The sequence below is a fragment of the Mesorhizobium sp. M1163 genome, from assembly GCF_040318415.1.
Taxonomy (GTDB): Bacteria; Pseudomonadota; Alphaproteobacteria; order Rhizobiales; family Rhizobiaceae; genus Mesorhizobium.
This window is the reverse complement of the sequence record NZ_JAMYMF010000002.1, coordinates 122,753-147,539: the sequence shown is the minus strand read 5'-3', so window position 1 is coordinate 147,539 and position 24,787 is coordinate 122,753. Positions and strand designations below refer to the sequence as shown.

19 protein-coding genes are annotated in these 24,787 nt (G+C 61.8%); 13 read left to right on the top strand and 6 right to left on the bottom strand.

The genetic code is table 11. The annotated features are described in order from the left end of the window. Positions 1 to 7 precede the first annotated feature (7 nt). The 5 genes from NKH43_RS02775 to NKH43_RS02755 all read right to left on the bottom strand — a co-directional run bounded on the left by NKH43_RS02775 (position 8) and on the right by NKH43_RS02755 (position 5,097). Positions 8 to 319, bottom strand: a complete 312-nt coding sequence (locus tag NKH43_RS02775) for a UBP-type zinc finger domain-containing protein (protein WP_352484042.1) — start codon at positions 317 to 319, stop codon at positions 8 to 10. Beyond that, a complete protein-coding gene (locus NKH43_RS02770) occupies positions 316 to 2,004 on the bottom strand; it encodes an FAD-dependent oxidoreductase (RefSeq protein WP_352484041.1) in 1,689 nt (562 codons plus the stop codon). Before NKH43_RS02770 ends, NKH43_RS02775 begins: the two co-directional genes overlap by 4 nt. 318 nt (positions 2,005 to 2,322) lie before the next feature. Beyond that, positions 2,323 to 3,249, bottom strand: coding sequence for an NADP-dependent oxidoreductase (locus NKH43_RS02765; RefSeq protein ID WP_245278648.1), 927 nt, complete (start codon positions 3,247 to 3,249; stop codon positions 2,323 to 2,325). Between the two features lie 113 nt (positions 3,250 to 3,362). Continuing rightward, the gene (locus tag NKH43_RS02760; protein ID WP_023720681.1) at positions 3,363 to 3,800 is read right to left on the bottom strand and encodes a CBS domain-containing protein; all 438 of its coding nucleotides are present in this window, start codon (positions 3,798 to 3,800) and stop codon (positions 3,363 to 3,365) included. Between the two features lie 499 nt (positions 3,801 to 4,299). Then, positions 4,300 to 5,097, bottom strand: a complete 798-nt coding sequence (locus NKH43_RS02755; RefSeq protein WP_352856637.1) for an AraC family transcriptional regulator — start codon at positions 5,095 to 5,097, stop codon at positions 4,300 to 4,302. A gap of 277 nt (positions 5,098 to 5,374) precedes the next feature. Between NKH43_RS02755 and NKH43_RS02750 the strand changes: the two genes are divergently transcribed. The 6 genes from NKH43_RS02750 (at position 5,375) to NKH43_RS02725 (ending at position 14,362) form a co-directional block, all read left to right on the top strand. After that, positions 5,375 to 6,841 carry an alpha-glucosidase/alpha-galactosidase gene (locus NKH43_RS02750; protein ID WP_352856467.1) on the top strand — a complete coding sequence of 489 codons (1,467 nt, stop codon included), beginning with the start codon at positions 5,375 to 5,377 and terminating at the stop codon, positions 6,839 to 6,841. 121 nt (positions 6,842 to 6,962) lie between these two features. Continuing rightward, positions 6,963 to 9,047 carry an ABC transporter substrate-binding protein gene (locus NKH43_RS02745; protein WP_352856465.1) on the top strand — a complete coding sequence of 695 codons (2,085 nt, stop codon included), beginning with the start codon at positions 6,963 to 6,965 and terminating at the stop codon, positions 9,045 to 9,047. 104 nt (positions 9,048 to 9,151) lie between these two features. After that, on the top strand, positions 9,152 to 10,159 hold the full coding sequence (locus tag NKH43_RS02740; protein ID WP_031194486.1) for an ABC transporter permease: 1,008 nt from the start codon (positions 9,152 to 9,154) through the stop codon (positions 10,157 to 10,159). A 1-nt stretch (position 10,160) separates the two neighbouring features. After that, positions 10,161 to 11,294 (top strand): ABC transporter permease, encoded by a 1,134-nt coding sequence (locus tag NKH43_RS02735; RefSeq protein WP_352856463.1) that lies wholly within the window; start codon positions 10,161 to 10,163, stop codon positions 11,292 to 11,294. 9 nt (positions 11,295 to 11,303) lie between these two features. Beyond that, complete coding sequence (locus NKH43_RS02730; RefSeq protein ID WP_352484066.1) at positions 11,304 to 12,971, top strand: ABC transporter ATP-binding protein; 1,668 nt, start codon at positions 11,304 to 11,306, stop codon at positions 12,969 to 12,971. 20 nt (positions 12,972 to 12,991) lie between these two features. Further along, on the top strand, positions 12,992 to 14,362 hold the full coding sequence (locus NKH43_RS02725) for an alpha-glucosidase/alpha-galactosidase (RefSeq protein ID WP_352484038.1): 1,371 nt from the start codon (positions 12,992 to 12,994) through the stop codon (positions 14,360 to 14,362). A gap of 26 nt (positions 14,363 to 14,388) precedes the next feature. On the opposite strand, the gene NKH43_RS02720 is transcribed toward NKH43_RS02725, so the two are convergent. After that, the gene (locus NKH43_RS02720) at positions 14,389 to 15,591 is read right to left on the bottom strand and encodes an ROK family transcriptional regulator (protein WP_023720673.1); all 1,203 of its coding nucleotides are present in this window, start codon (positions 15,589 to 15,591) and stop codon (positions 14,389 to 14,391) included. Between the two features lie 258 nt (positions 15,592 to 15,849). Here NKH43_RS02720 and NKH43_RS02715 point away from each other — a divergent pair, with 258 nt between their 5' ends. From NKH43_RS02715 to NKH43_RS02685, 7 genes are all read left to right on the top strand, one after another. After that, positions 15,850 to 17,121 (top strand): ABC transporter substrate-binding protein, encoded by a 1,272-nt coding sequence (locus NKH43_RS02715; RefSeq protein ID WP_352856460.1) that lies wholly within the window; start codon positions 15,850 to 15,852, stop codon positions 17,119 to 17,121. A gap of 70 nt (positions 17,122 to 17,191) precedes the next feature. Then, positions 17,192 to 18,076, top strand: coding sequence for a carbohydrate ABC transporter permease (locus NKH43_RS02710; RefSeq protein ID WP_352856458.1), 885 nt, complete (start codon positions 17,192 to 17,194; stop codon positions 18,074 to 18,076). Continuing rightward, on the top strand, positions 18,076 to 18,927 hold the full coding sequence (locus NKH43_RS02705; protein ID WP_352484037.1) for a carbohydrate ABC transporter permease: 852 nt from the start codon (positions 18,076 to 18,078) through the stop codon (positions 18,925 to 18,927). The genes NKH43_RS02710 and NKH43_RS02705 overlap by 1 nt, the downstream gene beginning before the upstream one ends. A gap of 61 nt (positions 18,928 to 18,988) precedes the next feature. Beyond that, positions 18,989 to 20,128, top strand: a complete 1,140-nt coding sequence (locus tag NKH43_RS02700) for an ABC transporter ATP-binding protein (RefSeq protein WP_023720669.1) — start codon at positions 18,989 to 18,991, stop codon at positions 20,126 to 20,128. Positions 20,129 to 20,146: 18 nt separating this feature from the next. After that, positions 20,147 to 22,288 (top strand): beta-galactosidase, encoded by a 2,142-nt coding sequence (locus tag NKH43_RS02695; protein ID WP_352856456.1) that lies wholly within the window; start codon positions 20,147 to 20,149, stop codon positions 22,286 to 22,288. A gap of 224 nt (positions 22,289 to 22,512) precedes the next feature. After that, positions 22,513 to 23,754 (top strand): acyl-CoA dehydrogenase family protein, encoded by a 1,242-nt coding sequence (locus tag NKH43_RS02690; protein WP_352856635.1) that lies wholly within the window; start codon positions 22,513 to 22,515, stop codon positions 23,752 to 23,754. After that, complete coding sequence (locus NKH43_RS02685) at positions 23,726 to 24,778, top strand: phosphotransferase family protein (RefSeq protein WP_352856454.1); 1,053 nt, start codon at positions 23,726 to 23,728, stop codon at positions 24,776 to 24,778. The genes NKH43_RS02690 and NKH43_RS02685 overlap by 29 nt, the downstream gene beginning before the upstream one ends. Positions 24,779 to 24,787 lie beyond the last annotated feature (9 nt).

Below are 24,787 nucleotides of genomic sequence, written 5' to 3'. Positions count from 1 at the left end.
AAAAAGCTCAAATGAAGCGCGGTATTGGACCGTTTTGCGGCGTGGTGCGGTCGCCGAGGTCGAGGAAGATATCGTCGATGTAGCACCATCCCCAGCCTTCCGGCGGATCGTAGCCTTCGATGACGGGATGGCCGGTTGCCCGAAAATGCTTGGTGGCATGACGGTTGGGCGAGTCGTCGCAGCAGCCGACATGGCCGCATGTGCGGCAGAGCCGCAGATGCACCCACTGCGAACCGCTCTTCAGGCATTCCTCGCAGCCGAGCGCGCTCGGCGTCACGTCGCGAATGTCCCCGGCATGCCTGCATTCGTCCGCCATCATGCGCTCCTGGCCAGTTGAGGCGCCACGGCGAGACTGCCGCCTTGCGCGAGATATGCATGCAGCGCCGCAACCACCTGGGCACCTTCACCGACGGCAGCGGCGACGCGCTTGATCGAGCCAGCGCGCACGTCGCCGATGGCGAACACGCCGCTGCGGTTCGTCTCCAGCGCACCCGCTTGGCCAATGTCCGGCCCAGTGCGCACGAAGCCCTTCGCGTCCAACGCCAAGCCGCATTGCGCCAGCCAATCGGTGTTCGGATCGGCGCCGATGAACAGGAAGAGATGGTGGATCGGACGTGCTGTCTCCGTGTCGCGGTTGCGCCAGCGTACATTGCCAAGATTGCCGTCGTCGCCTTCCAGCGCCGTGATCTGCGTCTCAGCCAGCACCTCGATGTTCGGCTGTGCCCTGACGCGCTCCACCAGATAGCGCGACATGCTCGCATCCAGGCTGCTGCCGCGCGCCAGCAGCCATACCTTCTTCACATGCGCCGCCAGATAAACAGCAGCCTGGCCAGCCGAATTGCCGGCGCCGACCAGGGCCACCTCTTGCCCGGCGCAAAGCCGGGCTTCGATCGGCGAAGCCCAATAGTGCACGGAGGTTCCCTCGAATTGCGCCAGGTTTGCCATATCAAGGCGGCGATAGCGCGCTCCGCTGGCGATCACCACCGACCGTGCCCGCACGGTCTCCCCGCCGCCGACGGCGAGCGTGTAATGGGCGCCCGGCGTGTCGCTTGCACTGCCCAGCCGCTTCGCCTCGTCCGGTATCACCATTTCGACGCCGAATTTCTGCGCCTGATTGTAAGCGCGCGCCATCAGCGCCATTCCCGAAATGCCGGTCGGGAAGCCGAGATAGTTCTCGATGCGCGAGGAGGCGCCCGCCTGTCCACCAAAGGCACGGCAATCGAGCACGATCGTCGACAGCCCTTCGGAAGCCGCATAGACGGCCGCCGCGAGGCCGGCTGGTCCGGCGCCGACAATGGCCACGTCGTACAGCTTGTCGGCGTCGATCGGCCTCACCAGGCCGATGCAGCGGGCGAGCTCGTTCTCTCCGGGATTGAGCAGCAGCTTGCCGTTCGGGCAGAGCACGATCGGCAAATGGTGGATATCGACATGGAAGCGTTCGATCAGCGTCTTGGCGCAGGGATCGGTAGCGGAATCGAGAACCCGATGCGGCTGACCGCTGCGGGCTAGGAAACCTTGCAGCCGCAATACGTCACCGCTGTCGACCGGTCCGACAATGATCGGTCCGGCTGTGCCGCTCTCGAGCAGGCCGACACGGCGCAGGATCAGCGCCCGCATGATGCGCTCGCCGAGGTTTGCTTCCTGTACCATCAGGTCCCGCAGCCTTTGCGAGGCGATGACGAGCGCCTCGACCGGCTCGACCGCCTCCACATCCACCAGTGAGGGCCGGGCTGAAAGCTGCGCCAGCTCGCCGACGAAATTGCCCGCACCGTGCGTGACGATCGTTTCGCGCCGGCCGAAGCTGCCGCCCTGGATTATATCCACTTTGCCGGACAGGACCACGATCAGACCGGGCGCCAGCTCACCGGCTTTGACGATCTGTTCGCCTGCAGCATAGGACACGGCTTCGCCGAAACGGCCCATGCGGTCCAGGTCAGGTTCAGCCAGCGCGGGAAACATCTGATCGCGACGGGCAATGGAGATCGGATTGGCAGATTGAGACATGGTTCGAGCCTATCGCCGCTGTCCGACAGATTGAAGCGGTTTTTTGCGGCTTGCGGGCCGTAGGAACCTAACCCGCCTGTCGGTAAACGCTGCGCCCCTTCGCTTCGCATTTCACTGACAGCGGGCCGTGCGCCGGTGCCGTCGCGAGGTGCCTCACATTCCGTTGCATCTCCCTGATTTGTTTGATTTGCGTATTCCGGCAAACCCGACGCATGCTGCTTCGGCCGGCGCCTGTCTAAGCCGGCCAGGCCCGGCGCGCCGTCCTGTGTCAAACTCTCGGCCGCCGGGCTTCTGAACAGGAGAAACGGCCTGCGTCCGCTAGGCGGCTACCTGAAGCACGATCTTGCCGCGCGTATGCTGCTTCTCGAGCCGTTCCTCGGCTTTGGCGACGTCCTCGAGAGGATAGATTGCCTGCACGAACGGCCTGACCTTCCCGGCGTCGATGAGGCGGCTGATTTCGGCAAGCTGTGCTGCGTTCGGCTTGGTCAGATAGGAGACGCCGCGAGCCCGATGCTGGCGGGCCTTTTCCGCCGACGGTTCGGAAAGCGTTGAGACGAGCGTGCCGCCGGGTTTGAGCACGTCCCACGAGCGGTCCTGTGTTTCACCTGCTACTAGGTCGAAGACGAGGTTGACGTCCTCGACAACCTCCTCGAAGCGCTGGTTCTTGTAGTCGACCGCCTGGTCGGCGCCAAGCGCGCGGACGAAATTGAAATCCTGCGCGGAAACGGTCGTCGCGACGAAGGCGCCCGCAACCTTTGCAAACTGCACCGCCAGATGACCGACGCCGCCGGCGCCACCATGGATGAGGACCCGCTGCCCGGATTTGAGGCCGCCGTGATCGAAAAGGCCTTGCCACGCGGTAAGGCCCGCAAGCGGCACGGCGGCGGCTTCGGCGTGGTTTAAGCGTTGCGGCTTCGCCGCCGCCTCCGTTGCCTTGACGACGACATATTCGGCGTTGCCGCCGCGGTCGTTGCCGAGCATGGCATATAGCGGATCGCCCTTCTTCAGCGTATGGGCCCGCGTGCCGCACAATTCCACCACGCCGGATACGTCACGGCCGAGCGTGACGGGCAGATCCGCGCCCGAAGAGCCCTCGCGAACCTTGTAGTCGACGGGATTGACGCTTGCCGCGTAGACCTTGAGCGTGACCTCGTCGTCATGCGGCTGAGGCAACGGAACCGCGTCCAGCGAAAGAGCCTCCGGTCCACCAAAATCGTGGATACGGACGGCCTTCATGGTAATCATGGCTTGCTCCTCGTCGGTTTGCGGTCCAGTTCGCCTCTGAACAGTTTCACCGGCAGGCTGGCGTCTATCCGGCCGGCGGTTCGGTCGTGGCAAGGCCGGTCGACGGTGCGCCGTCAGTGTATCGTTTGCGAATGCTCGCCGCCGGGTTGCGAGATGCCGCTTAGCGCTTCACCGGCTGTCGCCGTCTCGCTGTTGGTGGCGAGGTCGCCCAGCGAAACGATGCCGACCAGGCGCTTGTCGCGATTAAGCACCGGCAACCGGCGCACTTTCAGATCAGCCATGTTGCGCAGAACATCCTCCGCGTCTTCGTCGTCGAAGCAATACCTGACCTCGGTGCTCATCACTTCCCGTACCTTGGCGTCAGGTGTCTTGCCTTGGGCGACGCCGCGGATTGCGATGTCGCGATCGGTTATCATGCCGACGAGCCGGTCGTTCTCGCCCACCGGCATCGCGCCGGCGTCGAGGCGACCCATCATTTCTGCCGCATCACGTAGGGTTTGCTGCGGACTGGCGATCTCGACGTCCTTTGTCATGCAGTTGCCAACTTTCATTTTAACCTCCGTTGGTTGCAGGCCCTGCCGCCGAATTCCGTGATGGAAGGGTGAATGAGCGCCAGCGCAAAACGTTCCATGGCAAGACCCGTTTCGAGCGCTCCGCCAAATCACCCTTGCCTTCCTCCACTCCGACCGCCCTTCAGGCGGTCGGCCCGGGAAAAGTCGGTTCCGAAGGAATTTCGGAAGGCGTGCCAGGAGGAATCCCGATTGGCTCCTGGTCCGGCGTTGGAATTGGATCCGGCGAGGGTGGGGGTACGCCTGGAGGTTCTTCCGGCGGAGTCTCCGGCGGGGCAGGCGGCCGGGCCGGCTCGGGATTGGGATTGTCCGGCAGTGGATTCGGGTTGTTCGGATCGGGATTGTCCATCGATCACTCCCCTGACATCTGTGGCCTGATCTCCGCTCAGAGTGGGTTGTCGCAGCGGCGATCAGGCTCTCTTGTCCTAAACCAAGGGGAAGCAAAAGCGTTCCCGATTCCGACGCCAAGCGCGGTGCGAATCTATCGGGCGGTTCCCAGGCTGGCATACATTCCGTTGGTGCGGAATTGCGTCGGGTTGATGCCGTAGAGGCGGCGGAAGACCTTCGAAAAATAATTGGCATCCTCGAAGCCGCACATGATGGCGACTTCCTTGACCGGCAGGAAATCGGCCTTCGTCAGCAACTTCGCCGCGCGCTTCAGTCGCTGCTGCAGCACGAATTCGGCGGGCGGAAGACCTTCACTCTCGGCGAAGCAGCGCGAGAAATGCGCGCGGCTCAGGCCGCTGATCTCGGCGAGATCGGCAACGCGGAGCGGCCTGTCGAGATTGGCCTTGATGTGATCGATGACCGGTTGCATGGCGCTCTTGTCGTCGGTGACGGCATGCGAGCCGAAGACATCGTCGTAGAGCGCCATGGCGGCTTCATAGGCGACAGCCGAGGCGGCTCCGGGCGAGACCGCGCCTGTGATCAGGCGTACGCTGCAATCCGCGAGATGATCGATCGTCGAGGGCTTCAGCCGAAGCACCGGACCGACGGCGGCAAGGATCGATTTGTGAATGCGCAGTGCCTCCTCGCCGTTCATCGATATCCAGAAGAATTCCCAGCGTTCGCCCCTGGCCAGCCAGTAACGGTGGTTGTGCGGCACGAGAACCAGCAACGTATCGCCCCTTTGCAGACGGTAGTTCCGGTTCTCGTAGCGCAATCGGCCGATGCCGCTGATCGTGTGCTGGAGCACGGTAAACGGCGTCTGGCCGCGCCTGCGCCCATCCCAGTCGTAGACCTCGTTCTCGCGCACTTCATAGCCCGTGCTTGTCGGCATGGTGTGCAGGCGCTGGCGGCCGCGCGGCAGCGATACCGTCCTGCCCGCCGGCCCGGCGTCGATCAAGTTCCGCAGCACAAAATTACCCCTAAAAGCATAATCCTTCTCTGGTCGCGTGCTGAATTAGGCGCATAATCCCTCGAGAAAAGCAAAAGAAACCGCGGTCAAAGAGCGGACGGGAGGAAGCGCCTGAGTCCAGCCTGCACGCCATGGCAGGCGGGCCAGGCCTGTTTTCGCCGCCTTTGCCCTAACATTCGATCAGGTCGAGGTGAGACTGATGAGTTTCAAGATCGCTATCATCGGTGCGGGAAGCGTCGGCTTCACCAAGAAGCTCTTCACCGACATTTTGTGCGTTCCTGAATTCAGGGATGTCGAATTCGCGCTGACCGATCTCAGCGAGCGCAATCTCCAGATGATCAAGTCGATCCTCGACAGGGTCGTCGAATTCAACAGGCTGCCGACCAAGATTACAGCAACGACCGACCGCCGTGCTGCCCTCGAGGGTGCCCGCTACGTCATCAGCTGCGTTCGCGTCGGCGGTCTCGAAGCCTATGCCGACGACATCCGCATTCCGCTGAAGTATGGCATCGACCAATGCGTCGGCGACACGATTTGCGCCGGCGGCATCCTCTACGGCCAGCGCAACATTCCGGTGATCCTCGATTTCTGCAAGGATATCCTTGAAGTCGCCGAGCCTGGGGCGAAATTCCTGAACTACGCCAACCCGATGGCCATGAACACCTGGGCGGCGATCGAAGATGGCAAGGTCGATACCGTCGGCCTCTGCCACGGCGTCCAGCACGGCGCCGACCAGATCGCCGAAGTGCTCGGCGCCAAGTCGCGCACCGAACTCGATTACATCTGCTCCGGCATCAATCACCAGACCTGGTTCATCGACCTGCGTCTCAACGGCCGCAAGATCGGTAAGGACGAGCTGGTTGCCGCCTTCGAGGCGCATCCGGTCTATTCGCAACAGGAAAAGCTGCGCATCGACGTCCTGAAGCGATTCGGCGTCTATTCGACCGAAAGCAACGGCCATCTTTCCGAATACCTGCCCTGGTACCGCAAGCGGCCGGACGAAATCACCCGCTGGATCGACATGTCCGACTGGATCCACGGCGAGACCGGCGGCTACCTTCGTTATTCGACCGAAACGCGCAACTGGTTCGAAACCGAATTCCCGCAATTTCTGGAATCCGCCGCGAGGCCGATCGATCCTGCCAAGCGCTCCAACGAGCATGCCAGCCATATTCTCGAGGCGCTGGAGACGAACCGCGTTTATCGCGGCCATTTCAACGTCAAGAACAATGGCATCATCGCCAACCTGCCGCAGGATGCGATCGTCGAGTCGCCCGGCTTCGTCGATCGCTTCGGTATCAACATGGTGGCCGGCATCACGCTGCCGGAGGGCTGCGCCGCCACTTGCATTTCCTCGATCAACGTCCAGCGCATGTCGGTTCATGCGGCAATCTCCGGCGATATCGACCTGCTGAAGCTCGCGGTCCTGCACGACCCACTGGTCGGCGCGGTTTCGACCCCGGAAGAGGTTTGGCAAATGGTGGACGAGATGGTCGTCGCCCAGGCCCGCTGGCTGCCGCAATATGCCGATGCGGTGCCGGCCGCGAAGGAACGGCTTTCGAAATCCAGGGTCAAGACCCGAGAATGGGCCGGTGCGGCACGGCGCGACGTCCGTTCGATCGAGGAATTGCGTGCGGAAAAAACGGCTCTCAAGCAGGCCGTCTGAATTTCATCGGGACGGATTGCGGTAAAGTTTCGGAGGGATTTCGGCGCCGCACCGTCTGCATAGCGTTCGAGGAGAAATGGAGCGGCGTCAACGCGCTCCTGAACAACAGGGAGGAGAGACGATGAGGAATTTTCGAAACATTGGCATTCTCGCAGGGCTGGCGCTTGGCGTCTCGGCCTCGGCGCTGAGCGCATATGCATCCGAGCCGACCGTGCCGCCGGTGCCCGCGCAATTTCCCGCCGAGGGAAAGATCAAATATGTCGCGCGCGACTCCATCCTGGAGTTCAAGGCACTTCCAGAATACCACGAACCCGATTGGGTCACCGACAAATACGTCAAGCCAGGCAAGCTGCCGCCGGTCAAGGACCGGCTCCCGAAGGAGCCGCTGGTCTTCAAGACCGGCAACATGCCGGACGGCGTCGGCGTCTACGGTGACACGATGCGCCATGTCATCGGCGGCCGGCCGGAGGGCTGGAACTACGGCGCGGGGCAGACGCAAGGCTGGGGCGGCATCGACATCGGCCTCTCCGAATGCCTTACGCGAACGGCCCCGCTTTTCCAGGTCGAAGCCAAGGACACCGAGCCGCTGCCGAACCTCGCCAGGGGCTGGGGCTGGTCGAAGGACGGCCACACGCTGACGATGCATCTGGTCGAGGGCGCGAAATGGTCGGACGGCGTTCCGTTCAACGCCGACGATGTGATGTTCTACTGGGACGACGAGGTGATCGACCCCAATGTCTCGCCGCTGAACGGCGCCACGCAGGAGACCTTCGGCGTCGGCACGACGCTGAAGAAAATCGACGACTACACCGTCGAGTGGACCTTCAAGGACGCCTTTCCGAAGCAACACCTCTACGCCATGGCTTACGGCAAGTTCTGCCCCGGACCGTCGCACATCCTCAAGCCGCAGCATCCGAAATACTCGAAGAACACTTACGAGCAGTTCAAGAACGCGTTCCCGCCGGAATATATGAACATGCCCGTGATGGGTGCCTGGGTGCCGGTGGCATACCGCCCCGACGACATCATCGTCATGCGCCGTAATCCGTACTATTGGAAGGTCGACGAGAAGGGCAACCAACTGCCGTATCTCAATGAACTGCACTACAAATTATCGACCTGGGCCGACCGCGACGTTCAGGCGGTGTCGGGGGCGGCCGACATCTCCAATCTGGAGCAGCCGGAGAATTTCGTCGCCTCGCTGAAGCGGGCGGCGCAAAAGGACGCGCCGGCCCGGCTTGCCTTCGGTCCGCGGCTGATCGGCTATAATCTGCGGATGAACTTCTCCGCCAACGGCTGGGGCAATCCCGACGAGCGTGGGCAGGCGGTTCGCGAGCTGAACCGCAACGAGGATTTCCGCAAGGGCGTTACCATGGCGCTCGACCGCAAGGCGCTCGGCGACTCGCTGGTCAAGGGTCCGTTCACCGCCATCTATCCGGGCGGCTTCTCCTCGGGTACGAGCTTCTACGACCGGAAGTCGACGGTCTACTACCCCTTCGATCTCGAAGGCGCCAAGGCGGAACTCGCCAAGGCAGGCCTGAAGGACAGCGACGGCGACGGCTTCGTCAATTTTCCTGCCGGCACCGCCGGCGGAAAGAATGTCGAGATCGTGATGCTCGTCAACAATGACTACACCACCGACAAGAGCCTCGCGGAGGGCGTCGTCGGCCAGATGGAGAGGCTAGGTCTTCGCGTTGTCCTGAACGGGTTGAACGGCGTCCAGCGCGACGCGTCCATGTATTCTGGCCGTTTCGATTGGATGGTCAGGCGCAATGATGAGGAGCTCACCTCGGTCGTACAGAACACCGAGCAACTGGCGCCGATCGGCCCACGCACAAGCTGGAACCATCGCGCTCCGGAAAACGGCCAGGTCGATCTGATGCCGTTCGAGAAGGACCTCGTCGACATCGTCAACAAGTTCGTCTCGGCGCAGGACAACGACGAGCGCGCCAGCCTAATGAAGCAGTTCCAGAAGATCTCGACGCAACACGTCTATACCGTCGGGCTGACCGAATATCCCGGCGCGCTGATCATCAACAACCGCTTCTCCAATATCCCGCAGGGAACGCCGATCTTCATGTTCAACTGGGCCGAAGATTCGATCATTCGTGAAAGGGTCTGGGTCGCTGTCGACAAGCAGCAGAAATATGAACTGTTCCCCGAACAGCTTCCCGGAAAGCCCGGCGACAAGGGTCCGACGAACTGAGTTTCCTCCCCTGACTTGAAAATTCCCGGCCGCGCTGCTGGCGCGGCCGGGACAAAGCCAGCGGCAAGGGGATAACTGAAACCGAGCGAGGAGAGAAACGGCCGATGCTGCGATTTCTGCTTATGCGCATAGCATCCGCATTACCGGTTCTCGCCATTTTGAGCGTGGTTACCTTCGCGATCATCCAGGCCCCGCCGGGCAACTATGCCGACTACATCCGCTTGCAGCTCATCAACCAGGGTGGAGCCTCCTTTGCCGAGGCCGATGCGCAGGCGAAGGCTTATAGCGTGGAGCATGGCCTCGATAAGCCGGTTCCGCTCCAATACCTGAACTGGATCGCCGGCATCGTCACCCGCGGCGACTTCGGCTACAGCCTGTATTACAACAAGCCCGTCGCCGACGTGGTGGGCGAGCGGCTGCCGCGCACGCTGCTCCTTGCGCTTGTCTGCCATCTCTTGGCTTCGGTGCTGGGCATCGGCTTTGGCATCTGGGCGGCGACCAGACAGTACAGCTGGATCGACAGTACGCTGTCAGCGATTTCCTTCCTCGGCATGACGGTGCCGCGCTTCCTGATGGCCCTGATCATCGTCTACCTGCTGGTCTTCCAGTTCAATGTGTCCGAGATCGGCAGCTTCTTTTCGCCGCAATTTGGCGGGGCCCCGTGGTCCTGGGCGAAGTTCGTCGATCTCGTCCGGCATGTCTGGCCGGTTGTCGCCATCGCCACCTTTGGCGGGCTCGCCTACAACATGCGGGTGATGCGCGGCAATTTGCTCGACACGCTGAACGCGCAATATGTCGAAACCGCTCGCGCCAAGGGTCTCAGCGGTGGTGCGGTCGTGATGCGCCATGCGGTGCCCAATGCGCTGCATCCGCTGGTCATGTATCAGGGCGTGGTGCTGCCCTATATGCTGACCGGCGAGATCGAGACTGCGATCATCTTTGCCCTGCCGACCGTCGGCCCGGCGATCGTCGGTTCGATGGCGGTTGGCGACGTCTATGTCACGGCGACCTTCATGATGGTGCTGTCGGCGACGCTGATCGTCGGCAACATCATCGCCGACATGCTGCTCGTCATGCTCGATCCGCGTGTGCGCCAATATGCAGGGTCCTGAGATGCTTGTGTTCGAGCCCTCGCTGCCGCCACTTGCCGAGGAGCCGGCCAAGATCAAGCCGCGCGGCAATGAGAGCTACATCGCACTCGTCTGGCGCCGCCTGAAACGGTCCTGGACCGGCATGGCCGGGCTCATCCTGGTCGCGTTTCTGGTGCTGCTGGCGGTGTTTGCCGACTTCTTCGCACCGATGGATCCCAAGGTGACCGATGTCGGCTTCGCCCCGCCGCAGATGATGAGCTTCCATGACAAGGACGGCAACTTCGTCTTCCAGCCACGCGTCTATGCCCTGGCGGATTCGGAAGACCTCGAGCCGGTTACCTTCCAACCCGTCGTCGGGCCGGACTACGACCATCCGCGGCTGCTCGGCTTCTTCGTCAAGGGAGCGGAGTACAGACTGCTCGGCCTGCTTCCCGCGAACCGGCACTTCTTCGGCTCGACCGACGGCCAGCCGGTGCACTTCCTTGGCACCGACAAATTCGGCCGCGATGTGCTGGCTCGTGCGATTTACGGTTCGCGCATCTCGTTGATGATCGCATTGACCGTGGTTTTCATCGTCACCGTGATCGGCACGACGGTCGGCATGGTGTCGGGTTATTTCGGCGGCACATTCGATGTCTGGGTCCAGCGCTTCGTCGAACTGGTGCTCGCATTTCCGCAATTGCCGCTTTATCTGGCGCTAACGTCGCTGGTTCCGGTGACGGCGCCGACAAATGTCTTCCTGGCCTTCGTGATCGTCGTCATGTCGGCGCTTGGCTGGGCGCAGATGTCGCGCGAGGTGCGCGGCAAGACCCTGGCGCTGGCGCGAATCGACTACGTCCGTGCGGCGATGGCGGTCGGCGCCACGGATGGCCGCATCATCATGCAGCACATTTTCCCAAACGTGATGAGCCACGTGATCGTTGCCGTCACATTGGCGATCCCCAGTGTCGTCCTGCTCGAATCCTTCCTCGGTTTTCTCGGCTTCGCGGTGAAGCCGCCACTGATCTCCTGGGGGCTGATGCTGCAAGACACCGCCACCTATTCGGTCATTGGCACCTATCCCTGGATCCTCTCGCCGGTCGGCTTCGTGCTTGTCACCGTCTTCGCGTTCAACGCGCTTGGCGACGGACTGCGCGATGCAGTCGATCCTTATTGACGTGACATGATGCAACACGCGCTCGTCAAATCTTTCGCACCGCCTGTCCGGCTCGACCATGATGGACGTTCGGAAAACCCGGTCATCGATGCCCGCAACATCGCCGTCGATTTCAAGGTCGAGCACGGCATGGTGGAAGCGGTCAAGGACATCTCCTTCCAGCTCTATCGCGGCGAGACGATCGCCATTGTCGGCGAGTCCGGATCGGGCAAGTCGGTGACGGCGCGCACCGTCATGGGACTGTTGTCGAAGCGTGCGGTCGTGTCGCCGAAATCGACCGTCGAATACAATGGGGCGAACATCCTGAAATTTTCCGAGCGTGCCCGGCGCAAACTGCGCGGCGACCGCATCTCGATGATCTTCCAGGAGCCGATGAGTTCGCTCAACCCGATCTACACGATCGGCAGCCAGATCGTCGAGGCGATACGGGTGCATCGCAAGATGAGCCGCAGGCAGGCCGAGGCAAGGGCGCTCGAGCTGCTGCAGCAGGTGCAAATTCCTGAGCCCCAGGCGCGGCTGAAGCAGTATCCGCACCAGCTTTCCGGCGGTCAGCGCCAGCGTGTGATGATCGCCATGGCGCTGGCCAACGATCCGGACGTGCTGATCGCCGATGAGCCGACGACGGCGCTCGACGTGACGGTTCAGGCGCAAATCCTCAATCTCATCCGCAACCTGCAGAAGAAACTGCGCATGGCGGTGATCCTGATCACACACGACCTGACCGTGGTGCGGCAGTTCTCCGACTATGTCTACGTCATGCAGCATGGGGAGATGCGCGAGCACAATGTGACGGAGAAGCTGTTCGCCAATCCGCAGCATCCCTACACAGGCCACCTGCTTGCCTCCGAGCCGCGCGGCCAGGCAAATCCGTTGCCGGAAGGCGCCGACGTCATTCTTGAGGCCAAGGGTGTGCGCGTCTCCTTCATGCTGCGGCACGGCACGTTCATGAAGCCGGATCTGCGCGAACTTGTCGCCGTCGACAGCCTCAGCCTGACCCTGCGGCGGCACGAGACGCTGGGCCTCGTCGGCGAATCCGGATCGGGCAAGACCACGTTCGGCGAGGCGTTGCTCAGGCTCAACACCACGGACAGCGGCGAGATCTATTTCGATGGCCAGCCGATCCATGGCTGTTCGCGGGCGCAGATGCGGCCGCTGCGGTCGCGCATGCAGGTCGTCTTCCAGGACCCGTTCTCGGCGCTCAACCCGCGCATGACGATCGGCCAGATCATCGAGGAAGGGCTTGTCGTCAACCGCATCGGCGCCACGAGGAACGATCGGATCGAGCGGGTGCGCGAGGCACTGATCAGCGCCGGCATGCCGGGCGATATCCTGTCGCGCTTCCCGCACGAGTTTTCCGGCGGCCAGCGCCAGCGTATTGCGATTGCCCGCGCCGTCGCGCTCGAACCGGAATTCATCGTACTCGACGAGCCGACATCGGCGCTGGATCTCTCGGTCCAGGCGCAGATCATCGAACTGCTGCGCAAGCTGCAGCGCGAACGGGGCCTGAGCTACATCTTCATCTCGCACGATCTCAAAGTCGTGCGGGCGCTGTGCCATCGCGTCATCGTCATGCAGCACGGCCGGATCGTCGAAGAGGGGCCTGTCGACGAAGTCCTGTCCCATCCCAAAACCGCTTACACCGAACGGCTGGTCAAAGCCGCTTTCGAGGTAGCCTGATTGTTATGCCGGAGGTTATTGTGGCAAGAAATCCCAAGGTCGCTTTCATCGGAGCTGGCTCGACGGTGTTCATGAGGAACATCGTTGGTGACATATTGCAGCGTCCGGCTTTATCCGGCGCGACGATCGCACTGATGGACATCAATCCGCAAAGACTTGAAGAAAGTGCAATCGTCGTTGGCAAGTTGATCTCGACGCTTGGCGTAAAGGCCAAAGCCGAAACCTATTCGGACCAGCGCAAGGCGCTGGCGGGCGCCGATTTCGTCGTCGTCGCCTTCCAGATCGGCGGCTACGAGCCCTGCACGGTCACCGACTTCGAAGTTCCGAAGAAATACGGGCTGCGCCAGACCATCGCCGATACGCTCGGCGTCGGCGGCATCATGCGAGGCTTGAGAACCGTGCCGCATCTGTGGAAGATCTGCGAAGACATGCTCGCGGTCTGCCCGCAGGCTATCATGCTGCAATATGTCAACCCGATGGCGATCAACACCTGGGCGATCGCGGAGAAATACCCCGACATCAAGCAGGTCGGCCTCTGCCATTCGGTGCAAGGCACGGCAATGGAGCTGGCGCATGATCTCGACATTCCCTACGAGGAGATTCGCTATCGCTCGGCCGGCATCAATCACATGGCCTTCTACCTGAAGTTCGAGCATCGCCAGCCGGACGGCACCTATCGCAACCTCTATCCGGATCTGCTGCGCGCCTATAGCGAAGGGCGGGCGCCGAAGCCGGGGTGGAACCCGCGCTGCCCGAACAAGGTGCGCTACGAGATGCTGAAGCGTCTCGGTTACTTCGTCACTGAAAGCTCCGAACATTTCGCGGAATACACGCCCTATTTCATCAAGGACGGGCGCGAAGATCTGATCGAGAAATTCGGTATCCCGCTCGACGAGTATCCGAAGCGCTGCATCGAGCAGATCGAACGCTGGAAGGGGCAAGCGGAAGCCTATCGCTCGGCTGACAAGATCGAAGTGGAGCAGTCGAAGGAATATGCGTCCTCGATCATGAATTCGGTCTGGACCGGCGAGCCGTCGGTGATCTACGGCAATGTCCGCAACAATGGCTGCATCACGTCATTGCCATATAATTGCGCGGCCGAGGTGCCGTGCCTCGTCGACGCCTCCGGCATTCAACCCACCTTCATCGGCGACCTGCCGGTGCAGCTTACTGCGCTAATCCGCACCAATATCAACGTCCAGGAGCTGACGGTCCAGGCGCTGATGACCGAGAACCGCGAGCACATCTATCACGCGGCGATGATGGACCCGCACACGGCGGCTGAGCTCGACCTCGACCAGATATGGTCGCTGGTCGATGATTTGCTGGTTGCGCATGGCGATTGGCTGCCGGCCTGGGCGCGCGGAGCGCGCAGCGTTCGGGCGGCCTGAGGCGCAGGGCTGTCTATTTCACTCGCCTATGCCGACCATAAAGCCCGCTTTGAAAGCGGCGCGGCGTTGCCGGCCGATGTCTCGAAATCGAAGAGCTTCTGCGTCACCAGTGCAGCCGCCCCTCTTGCCCAGGAATTGTCCTCCCAGTCCAGCAGCATTGGCGGTGCTTGTCGAAAGGTGTTTTGCCCGAGCATCACCCGCATCGGGCCAAACAGCGCGTCGCCAAACGATACCGCTTCACCGCCGACAACAATGACCTCCGGGTCGGTGATGTTGACAAGATTGGCGAGATGCCGGCCGATGCCACGTCCGGCTTCTTCGAGAATGGCGACGGCTCGCGGTTCGCGGTCTGCCAAGGCTTCCATAAGGGTCGCTTTGCAATCCGCTTCGTCGTGCCCGGTGGCTTCGCGCCATGTGCGCAGGATCGCCGGCTCGGCGTAATAGGCCATCAGGCAGCCGCGTTTTCCGCACTCGCAAAGGCGGCCGTTCTCCTCATAGGAGGTGTGACCGAATTTGCCGGCAGCACCGTTCGCACCGCGATAGAGTTTGCCTTCGAAGACGAGCGCACAGCCGATCCCGACGCCGATCGCCAGCACCGCCATATTGCGGTGCTGGCGTCCGAGGCCGAAGAGTTGCTGGGCAATGGCGTAGGCATTGGTGTCGTCCTCAAGCCACACGGGGACGTCCACCCGTTCGGCCAGCATCGGGCCAAGGGGAACGTTGTCCCAGTTATAGCGATTGCTGCGGATACACACGGCCTTCTGGTTGTCTATAACGCCAGGCATTGAAACGCCGATCCCGGCAAGCTTGGCGCCGGGCCGATCGACAATCGCAATCAGCTCCGGCACCGCCTTGGCCAACGCCTTTGTAATACGGTCGGGATCGCTGTCCGAGAGCTTGACGCGCATGGAACCCAGCGGATTGGTCGCAAGATCGGTGACCACGCATTCGACCGACCCGACCATCAGCTTGAAACCTATGGCGAGGCCGTTTGCGTAGTTGATATCCACCGGGATAGGGCGGCGCCCGGCCGAGCCCACGACTGTCTTGCCCTCGATCAGCAGGCCATCCTCGATGAGGTCCGCCACGACGAAGGTGACGGCCGCCGGACTGAGGCCGGTAACGGACGCTATGTCGGCCCGGCTGCGCGGACCCTCCTGCCGCAAGAGATTGAGGATCAGTCTCCGGTTCATCGCCCGGGTCGTGCTCGGGTCACCCTTGAGCTTCACGGATTTATTCCTTAATTTTGTAAATTAATTATTGCCTCTCGATCAAACATATGCGTAAGTTTGCCCAGCTGTTCAACACCCGAACCGGGGTTAACGAAAATAATCCGGTTCATACCGGCAGCCACCGCGCTCTGAAGGAGCGGGCAAGCATGTTGTCTTGCCCGGGAGATGCGTTGTCGGGTTCGCACAGCGCCGGTGAGGGGGACGACCGCGTCGGCCGCGATGCCGGGCAGAATTAACAACAAGGGAGGAGTGACAATGACGTTCAAGTGGATCGAAAAGCCGTCGACGCGGCGCAATTTCCTTAAGGGAGCCGGTGGCGTTTCCGCCGCGGTGCTCACGGGCTTTCCAATGCCGGCACTCAGCCAGTCGAGCGAAGTCACCATCATTTCAGATGAAAACAATGCCGATGCCCTGCAGATTTTGCGGCGCATCGCGGCCGATTTCGAGAAGCAGTCAGGCACCAAAGTTGTGATCAACAACATGGATCACGAAGCCCACAAGACCGCGATCCGCAACTACCTTGTGGCCGGCGCGCCGGATGTCTGCTTCTGGTTCTCCGGAAACCGCATGCGTGCCTTCGTCAACCGCGGCCTGTTCGACGACATTTCGGATATGTTCGAGAAGGAAAAATACAAGGACGCGCTGGGTGCTACGACCGGTGCCGTCACGGTCGACGGCAGGCAGTATGGACTGCCGACCGGCGGCACGATGTGGGGCATGTTCTATCGCAAGGACGTCTTTGCCGAGCACGGACTTACGGTACCGGCGACCTGGGACGAATTCCTCGCTTACGGCCAGAAATCCAAGGCCGCCGGCCTAATCCCCGTCAGCATCGGCACCAAGGAACTCTGGCCGGCGGCCGGATGGTTCGATCAGATGAACCTGCGCATCAATGGTCTCGACAAGCACTTCGCCTTGATGAACGGCAAGATGGCCTATACCGACCCGGCGCTGAAGCCTGTTTTCGACCACTGGGAGGAGCTGATCAGGCAGGGTTTCTTCACGCCGGATCAAACCTCGTTCGGCTGGCAGGAGGCCGGCGCCTTCCTCGCCCAGAAGAAGGCCGGCATGATGAACCTCGGTGCCTTCGTGAAGGCTACTTTCCCTGAGCAGGATCTCGAGCAGCTGACATTTGCGCCTTTCCCGAAGATTGACGCCGCCCTCGACCGCTACGAAGAATTCTCGGTCAATTCGGTCCACATCCCGGCCAACGCCAAGAACAAGGCGGGTGCCCGCGAGTTCCTCGCCTTCTTTTACCAGCCGGAAAATTTCGGCCCCTATCTGGAACCTGGCGGCAACGTTCCGCCGCGCAACGACCTTCCAGCCAGCAAGGACCCGCTGGTCAACGCGGCTGTGGAAAGCCTCAAGACGGTGGCCGGCACGTCGCAATATTACGACCGCGACACCGATCCCGACATGGCCCAGGCGGGTCTGGTCGGTTTCCAGGAATTCATGGCCAAGCCGGAGCGCCGGGATGCCATTCTTCAGCGACTCGAGGGAACCCGTCGCCGGATCTTCAAGATCTAGCGCCTCCCAGCCGAGGGGAGCGGGGTCTTGCCCGCTCCCCGATGCGTTCCGGTGAATGAGGTCTCCCAAAATGACGAAGCTTTGGCGCCGCCATCGCTGGTGGCTGACACCGACACTTCTGATCCTGCCCGCTGCTGTGCTGTTTTCCGTCGTCATTCTGGCCTCTGCGGTCGAGAGCCTATGGATCAGCCTGCACGAATGGGACGGCTTCAGCCCGATGGTCTGGATCGGCCTTGGCAACTACCGCGAATTGTTCGCCGACCCGCAGTTCTATGTTTCGCTGAAGAACAATCTGATCTGGCTGCTGATGTTCATGCTGGCGCCGCCGCTCGGCCTCGCCATCGCGCTGCTCGTCAGCCAGAAAATCCGCGGCATGCGCCTGCTCAAGTCGCTGTTCTTCATTCCGCTGGTGCTGGCTTCGGTTGCCGTCGGCGTTGTCTTCACCTGGGTCTATACGCCGGAATTCGGACTTCTCGCCCTGATCTTCCGCACCTTCGGCGCGACCGCCCCGGCAGTGCTGTCGGATGAAAACTTCGTCACCTTCGCCGTCGTGATCGCAGCGTTGTGGCCGCAGATCGCCTTCTGCATGGTGCTCTATCTCGCCGGCCTCAACAATCTCAGCGAGGACCTGATCGGCGCCGGGCGGGTCGACGGCGCCAGGGGCTGGAACATGCTGCGCCACATCGTGTTGCCGCAACTGACACAGGTCACCTTTATCGCCATCGCTGTCACCGTCGTCGGCGCACTGCGTTCCTTCGACATGGTCTCGGTGATGACCAGCGGCGGCCCCTTCGGTTCGTCCGAGGTGCTTGCCTATCAGATGTTCGAGCAGTCCATCTTTTCCTACCGCTTCGGCTATGGCGCGGCCATTGCCTCGGTGCTGTTCGTGATCATGGCGGTCTTCATCGCCTGGTACCTGACGCGGATGATCCGCGCCGATGAAAGGGGCGGCTGATGTTTCCCCGCCCGATTCCCGAAACTGCTATTTGGCAGCGTCGCCTCTATGTCGTGCTGGTGGTCGGCATCCTGATTGTCTGGCTGGCGCCGCTCTTTGCCATCATTCTTACCTCGTTCCGCTCTACGCAGGATGTCATGGGCGGCAATCTGTGGGGCTGGCCGACCCAATTCGGCCTGGTCGACAACTACACGGCAGTCTTCACCCAGACGCCGATGGCCCGCTACTTCCTCAACAGCCTGACGATCACCATCCCCTCGGTGATCGGCGTTCTCATCTTGAGCACGCTCGCCGGGTTCGTGCTCGCCCGTTACCGATTTCGCGGCAACATGCTCGTCTTCGCCCTGTTCGTCGGCGGAAACTTCCTGCCGCACCAGATCATGATGATCCCGGTCCGCGATCTCATGGTGCGGCTCAACCTCTACGACACGATGTCGGCCCTGATCATCTTCCACATCGCCTTCCAGACCGGGTTTGCAACACTGTTCATGCGCAACTTCATCGCCGCCTTGCCGGGAGAACTGTTTCAGGCAGCCAGGGCCGAGGGCGCGACACCGTTTCAGACATTGGTACACGTCGTCGTCCCACTGGTACGGCCGGCTCTCGCGGCGCTTGCCATCCTGCTCTTCACCTTCATCTGGAACGATTATTTCTGGGCGGTCGTGCTCACCATCAGCGATACCGTAAAACCGGTCACCGCCGGCCTTGCCAATCTGCGCGGCGAATGGGTCTCGGCCTGGAACTTGATCTCGGCTGGAACCATCGTCGTGGCTTTGCCACCAGTCGCCATGTTCTTTCTTATGCAGAAGCACTTCATCACCGGCCTCACCATGGGAGCGGTCAAGGGATGAACGACCATGGCTTCAAGGCGTCGCCCATCCGATTCGAAACCGATTTTGCAAGCAGGGCTCCATGACCAGTCTTGAACTCCGGCAGATACAAAAGAATTATGGCACCTATCATGCACTGCGCGGCATTGATCTCAGCGTCGAACAGGGCGAGTTCATTGTCACCGTCGGGCCGTCCGGTTGTGGCAAGTCAACGCTGTTGAAGATCATTGCCGGGCTTGAAACCGTTTCGACCGGTGAAATTCTCATCAACAACCGTGATGTCACCACCACCGAGCCGGGTGAGCGCGGCATTGCCATGGTTTTTCAGTCTTATGCGCTTTACCCGCATATGACCGTCGCCGAGAACATGGGTTTCGGCCTGCGCATGGCGCATCGCCCCAAGGCCGAGATCGATGCCGCCGTGCTGCGAGCCGCCAAGATCCTTCGCATTACCGACCAGCTCGACAAGCGGCCGAAACAGCTTTCCGGCGGCCAGCGTCAGCGTGTGGCGATTGGCCGTGCCATAACCCGCTCGCCCGACGTGTTCCTGTTCGACGAACCGCTATCCAACCTTGACGCAGCGCTGCGCACGCAGATGCGCGTCGAGCTTTCCGATCTGCACGCCAGGCTCGGCGCCACCATGGTCTATGTCACGCACGACCAGACCGAGGCGATGACAATGGCGAGCCGTATCGTCGTGCTCAATCGCGGCTCGGTCGAGCAGGTGGGCGCTCCGCTCGAACTCTACCGCAATCCGGCCAATCTCTTCGTCGCGGGCTTCCTCGGCGCACCCCGAATGAATTTTTTCGAAGTGACCGTCGCCGCTGTCTCCGGCGGCGCCGCCACGCTGTCGACCGCCGGTCTTTCTCCTTTGGCTGTCGAACTGACGGAAGCGGCATCCGTACAGGTCGGCGATAGGGTGACAATGGGGATTCGGCCGGAGAGCATCAGCCTGGCCGCGGAAGGGACAGCGAGTTTTGCAGGACGGGTGCGGCTGGTCGAGCATCTCGGCCGCGAGACCATCCTCTATGCCGACGCCGGCCCGCTGCAATGCGTCAGTTCTGAAAGCGGCAGCGGCAACGTCACCGTCCAGATCGGCCATGCGAGCGCTGTCTCTGCCGACGCGACCGTCGGCTTAAAGGTCGAGCCGCGTGACGTCTATCTCTTTTCCTCTGTCGATGAGCGGACCATCAGTGCCCGTAAACCCACCATCACCGACTGACCTGCAGGAGTATCCTTCGTGAACAAGACTTCAAACGGCCGCGCCCTGTCGGTCTGGCGGACGATCCAGACCGACCGCTTTCTGGTCGGCGCGCCGCATTACCCCGAGCATGTGGACGAGAGTTACTGGGACAATGACGCCAGGCGCATGGCCGAGGCCGGCTTCAACGTCGCCCGCCTCGGCGAATTCGCCTGGCACATTTTCGAACCGCGTGAAGGCACCTTCGATTTCGACCTGTTCGACCGGGCAATCGAGGGCCTCGCGCGTCGCGGCGTCAACACGATCCTGTGCACGCCGACCGCCACCCCGCCGCGCTGGCTGACCGCAAAGCATCCGGAAATCCTGCGGCTTGATGGAAATGGCCGGTCGATGGGCCACGGCTCGCGCCAGTATGCCGACACCAGCAGCCCGGTGTTTCGCGACTATAGCCGCAAGATTACCAGGGCGATGGCGGACCACTACCGCGACAATGCAAATGTCATAGGCTGGCAGACCGACAACGAACTCAACACCAGCATGCCGGAATCCTATTCGCCGTCGGCATTGAAGGAATTCCAGGCTTATCTCCAGGAAACCTACAAGACGATAGACAGGCTGAACTTCGCCTGGGGTGGCGATTTCTGGGCGACGGCTTACGGCGATTTCAGGGAAATTGTCTTCCCGCTGGATTTTTCCCCGTCCTTTCCCGGTCCCGGTCACCTCCAGGACTACCACCGTTTTCTCGCGTTTTCGACAGCACGGTTCCAGCACGACCAGGTCGAGATCCTGAGAGCCACGAATGCCGGTTGGTTCATCTTCCACAATCTCGGCGGATTGCGCGATATCGATTTTCGAGGCCAGTTCTCCACCGATCTCGACTTTGTCGGCTACGATATCTACCCGTTCCTCTATGACGAGTTCTTTCGCCTCGGCAGCCACGCCAAGATCCAGGCACTGCATCTCGACATCTGCAGGGGATTTTCCGGCAACTACATAGTGCCGGAACAACAGTCGGGTTTTGGCGCCCAGCCGGGCTTCTGCACGCTGACGCCGGAGCCGGGCGAAATGCGACGCATGGCGATGTCGTCGGTTGCGCGTGGCGCCGATGGCATCATGTTCTTCCGCTGGCGTCCCGCGCATTTCGGCGCCGAGATATACTGGATGGGCATCATCGATCACGATGATGTCGCTCGCCGCCGCTATGACGAAGCGAGGCAGTTCGCCACCGAGATGATGGCGCTTAAAGACAAGATCCTAGGCACCCATGTGCGGATGGATGTCGGCATCGCCGGCTCGGACTTCGACAATCAGGAAGCCCACAAAACCTTCCCGATCGGCTTGCCAAGCCCGCAGGACGACGCAACCTTGCTGCATCAGTATTGCTATGACCGCGGCATCGCCTGCGGCTTCATCCACCCGGAAGACGATCTGTCGAAGCTCAAGGTGTTCTACGTGCCGCATTGGGTGATCTGGAAGGACAGCTGGACCGAGCGGCTGCAAGTCTTTGCCGAAAATGGCGGTACCGTCATCGTTGGCGCGCGCACGGGAACCCGCGACGAAAACAACCACGTCATCCGCGAGACAGCGCCGGGCCGGTCGCTGTCGAAGCTGACCGGTGTTCGCGTCGAGGATTTCGGGCGGCTGGCGGCACCTGGGGCCAATGGCCTGTTCAACACCATGTCGCGCTCCGGCGGGCTCGTCATTCCCCCCGACAGACCGGCCGAATCCAGCCGCCGCATCCGTCGTTATACCTTCGGCAACCACGAGTTCGATGCCGGTTATTTCTATGAGAACCTCGCAGTCGAACCGGAAGTCGAAATTATCGGGGTTTGGTCGAACCGCTACGCGGTGGGAGCGCCTGCAATCACTTCCCGCGCCGTCGGCAAGGGCCGTGTGCTCTATGTCGGCACCTACCTGACTCCGGAACTGACGGCTCAGCTCGCAACCCGCACTTTCGCCGACGCGAACGTGGAGCCTCTGGTTCCGGATCTGCCGGACGGCGTCGAGGTGACGATGCGCGAGAATGATGAACGCCAGCTTCTGTTCATGCAAAACATCAAGGACACGCCGGTTGCGGTAACCGGCGTTCCCGCCGGCAGCAACCTGCTCGACGGCAAAAGGCCTGTCTCCGGAGTGCTGACCCTGGACGGCTATGGCTGTGCTATCATCGAATTGATCTGAGCGTTGTCGCGGACGTTAGCCATACGAAACCTGAGTACTCTTTTGATCCTGGAATTCGACCGGCATCGGCAGCACGCCGGCATCGATCCACATCGAACCGGCGCTTAGACATGCGCAAGGAACGGCCGGCGCACTGCTGTTGCTCCCATTCAACGACGGCAGTTACACTACGGGCGCGACCATCGGAGCCGATGGCGGCATTTCGTTTCATCCTTGTGAGCGCCATGAATTTCGACATTTCCGTCCGCACCGAGGCCTTCCGCAGCTGGATCGCCGACTTTGTCGAGCGCGAGATCCTGCCGCTCGAGGCAGACAAGGCTTCCTATGACGGCCATGGCAATATTGCGCTGCCGCTGCTCGAAACGCTGCGGGGCAAGGCGAAAGCAGCCGGCCTGTGGTGCCTGCAGCTGAAACCCGAGACCGGCGGGGCCGGCCTCTCAAAGGTGGATATGGCCGTCTGCTATGAAGAGATGAACCGCTCGATCTTCGGTCCGGTCGTATTCAATTCCGCGGCCCCCGACGATGGCAACATGATGGTGCTGGAACGGCTGGGAACGCCGGAGCAGAAACAAAGATGGCTGAAGCCGATCGTCGAGGGCAAGGTGCGCTCGGCTTTTGCAATGACGGAACCGCATCCGGGGGGCGGCTCCGACCCGTCGATGATCCTGACCAGAGCCGAACGGCGCGGCGACAGATATGTCGTCAGCGGCCGCAAATGGTTTATCACCGGGGCGCAAGAGGCGAGCCATTTCATCCTTGTCGCACGCACCTCGGACGATCCGCGTCACGGCCTTTCGGCCTTGCTGTTCCACAAGGACCAGCCGGGCTGGCGGATCCTGCGGCGCATCGAGATCATGGGACCGGAAGAACATGGCGGCCATTGCGAGCTGGAATTCGACGGGCTTGAAATCCCGGTCGAGGACGTGCTTGCCGGCGAAGGCAGCGGCCTCAGGGTTACCCAGGTCCGGCTCGGTCCAGCGCGGCTCACCCATTGCATGCGCTGGCTCGGCCTTTCCAAGCGCTGCGTCGAAATCGCGCGCGCTTATACCGCCGAGCGTAGCGGCTTCGGGCAGCTTTTGGCCGACCGCGAGAGTATCCAGCTGTTGCTCGGCGACCTTGCCATGCGCATCGAGATCGGTCGCTTGCTGGTGATGAAGGCGGCCTGGGAGCTCGATCGCGGTGGCTTTGCCCGCAAGGAGGTTTCCATGGCCAAGATCCAGGTCGCCAATGTGCTGCATGACGCCGCCGACGTGGCGATCCAGATCAACGGCGCCCGCGGCTATTCGAAGGACACTGTGCTCGAATGGATCTACCGCTATGCCCGCCAGGCTCGCCTGGTCGACGGCGCCGACGAGGTTCACAAGATGGTGCTCAATCGCTTCCTCAACGAGGAAGGTACAGGCTTCTGGCGCTGGCATGTCGAAGCGGGCACGCAAGATGACACAGGTCGCAGCGGGAACGGCTGAGCCGGCAATGAGGACGGATTTCGATCCAACGCGCCTGGAGGATTTTCTGAGAGCGCATTTTGGCGATGGCCAGATGTCGCTTGAGCGGATCGTCGGCGGCCAATCCAATCCGACCTATTTCGTCGACTATGGCGGCCGCCGCATGGTGCTGCGCAAGAAACCTCCGGGACCGATCCTGCGCGGCGCTCATGCCGTCGATCGCGAATATCGGGTGATCGAAGCGCTAGCGGCGACAGAGGTGCCAGTGCCACGGCCGGTGCTCTTTCACGACGGCGACGAGCCGCTCGGCACGCCGTTCTATCTGATGCAGCGGCTTGACGGCCGGGTGTTCCACGATGGCTCGTTGCCGGGACTGGCGCCGGACGAGCGGCGCGGCATCTATTTCGGCATGGCCGAGGCGCTGGCAAAGCTGCACGCAGTCCGGCCGGAAGAAGTCGGGCTCGGCGATTATGGCCGTCCCGGGAACTATTTTGAGCGACAGATCGCGCGCTGGACCAGACAGTTGCGGGAATCGCCGAGCGAGCGCATCACCGCGCTCGAAGCCGTCGCCGAATGGCTGCCGCGACATCTTCCGCCAGATCACGGCCACGTCTCGATCGCGCATGGCGACTTCCGTTTCGGCAATCTCATCTTCCATCCCGAGCGGCCCGAAGTGATCGGCATACTCGACTGGGAGTTATCGGCGCTTGGCAATCCGCTTGCCGATCTCGGCTTCTGCTCGATGCCCCGGCATTCCTCGCCTGACGAATATGGCGGCATCCTCGGCCTCGATCAGGCCGCGCTCGGGATTCCGACACAACGCGAATTCCTCGATCATTACTTCGCCCACGCCGTGCCGACGGCGCCGCTGCAACGGTTCCATCTGGTGTTTGCCATGTTCCGCTTTGCGGTGATCTTCGTCGGCATCGCCGACCGCGTGCTGGCCGGCAGCGCGGTTGCGGCCGATGCGGCGGATGTGGCACCGCTGGCCGGCCATTTCGCTGCACGCGCCATGGAAGTCATCGACGGCGCGCGGCCCTGGTGAGGAGAGGCT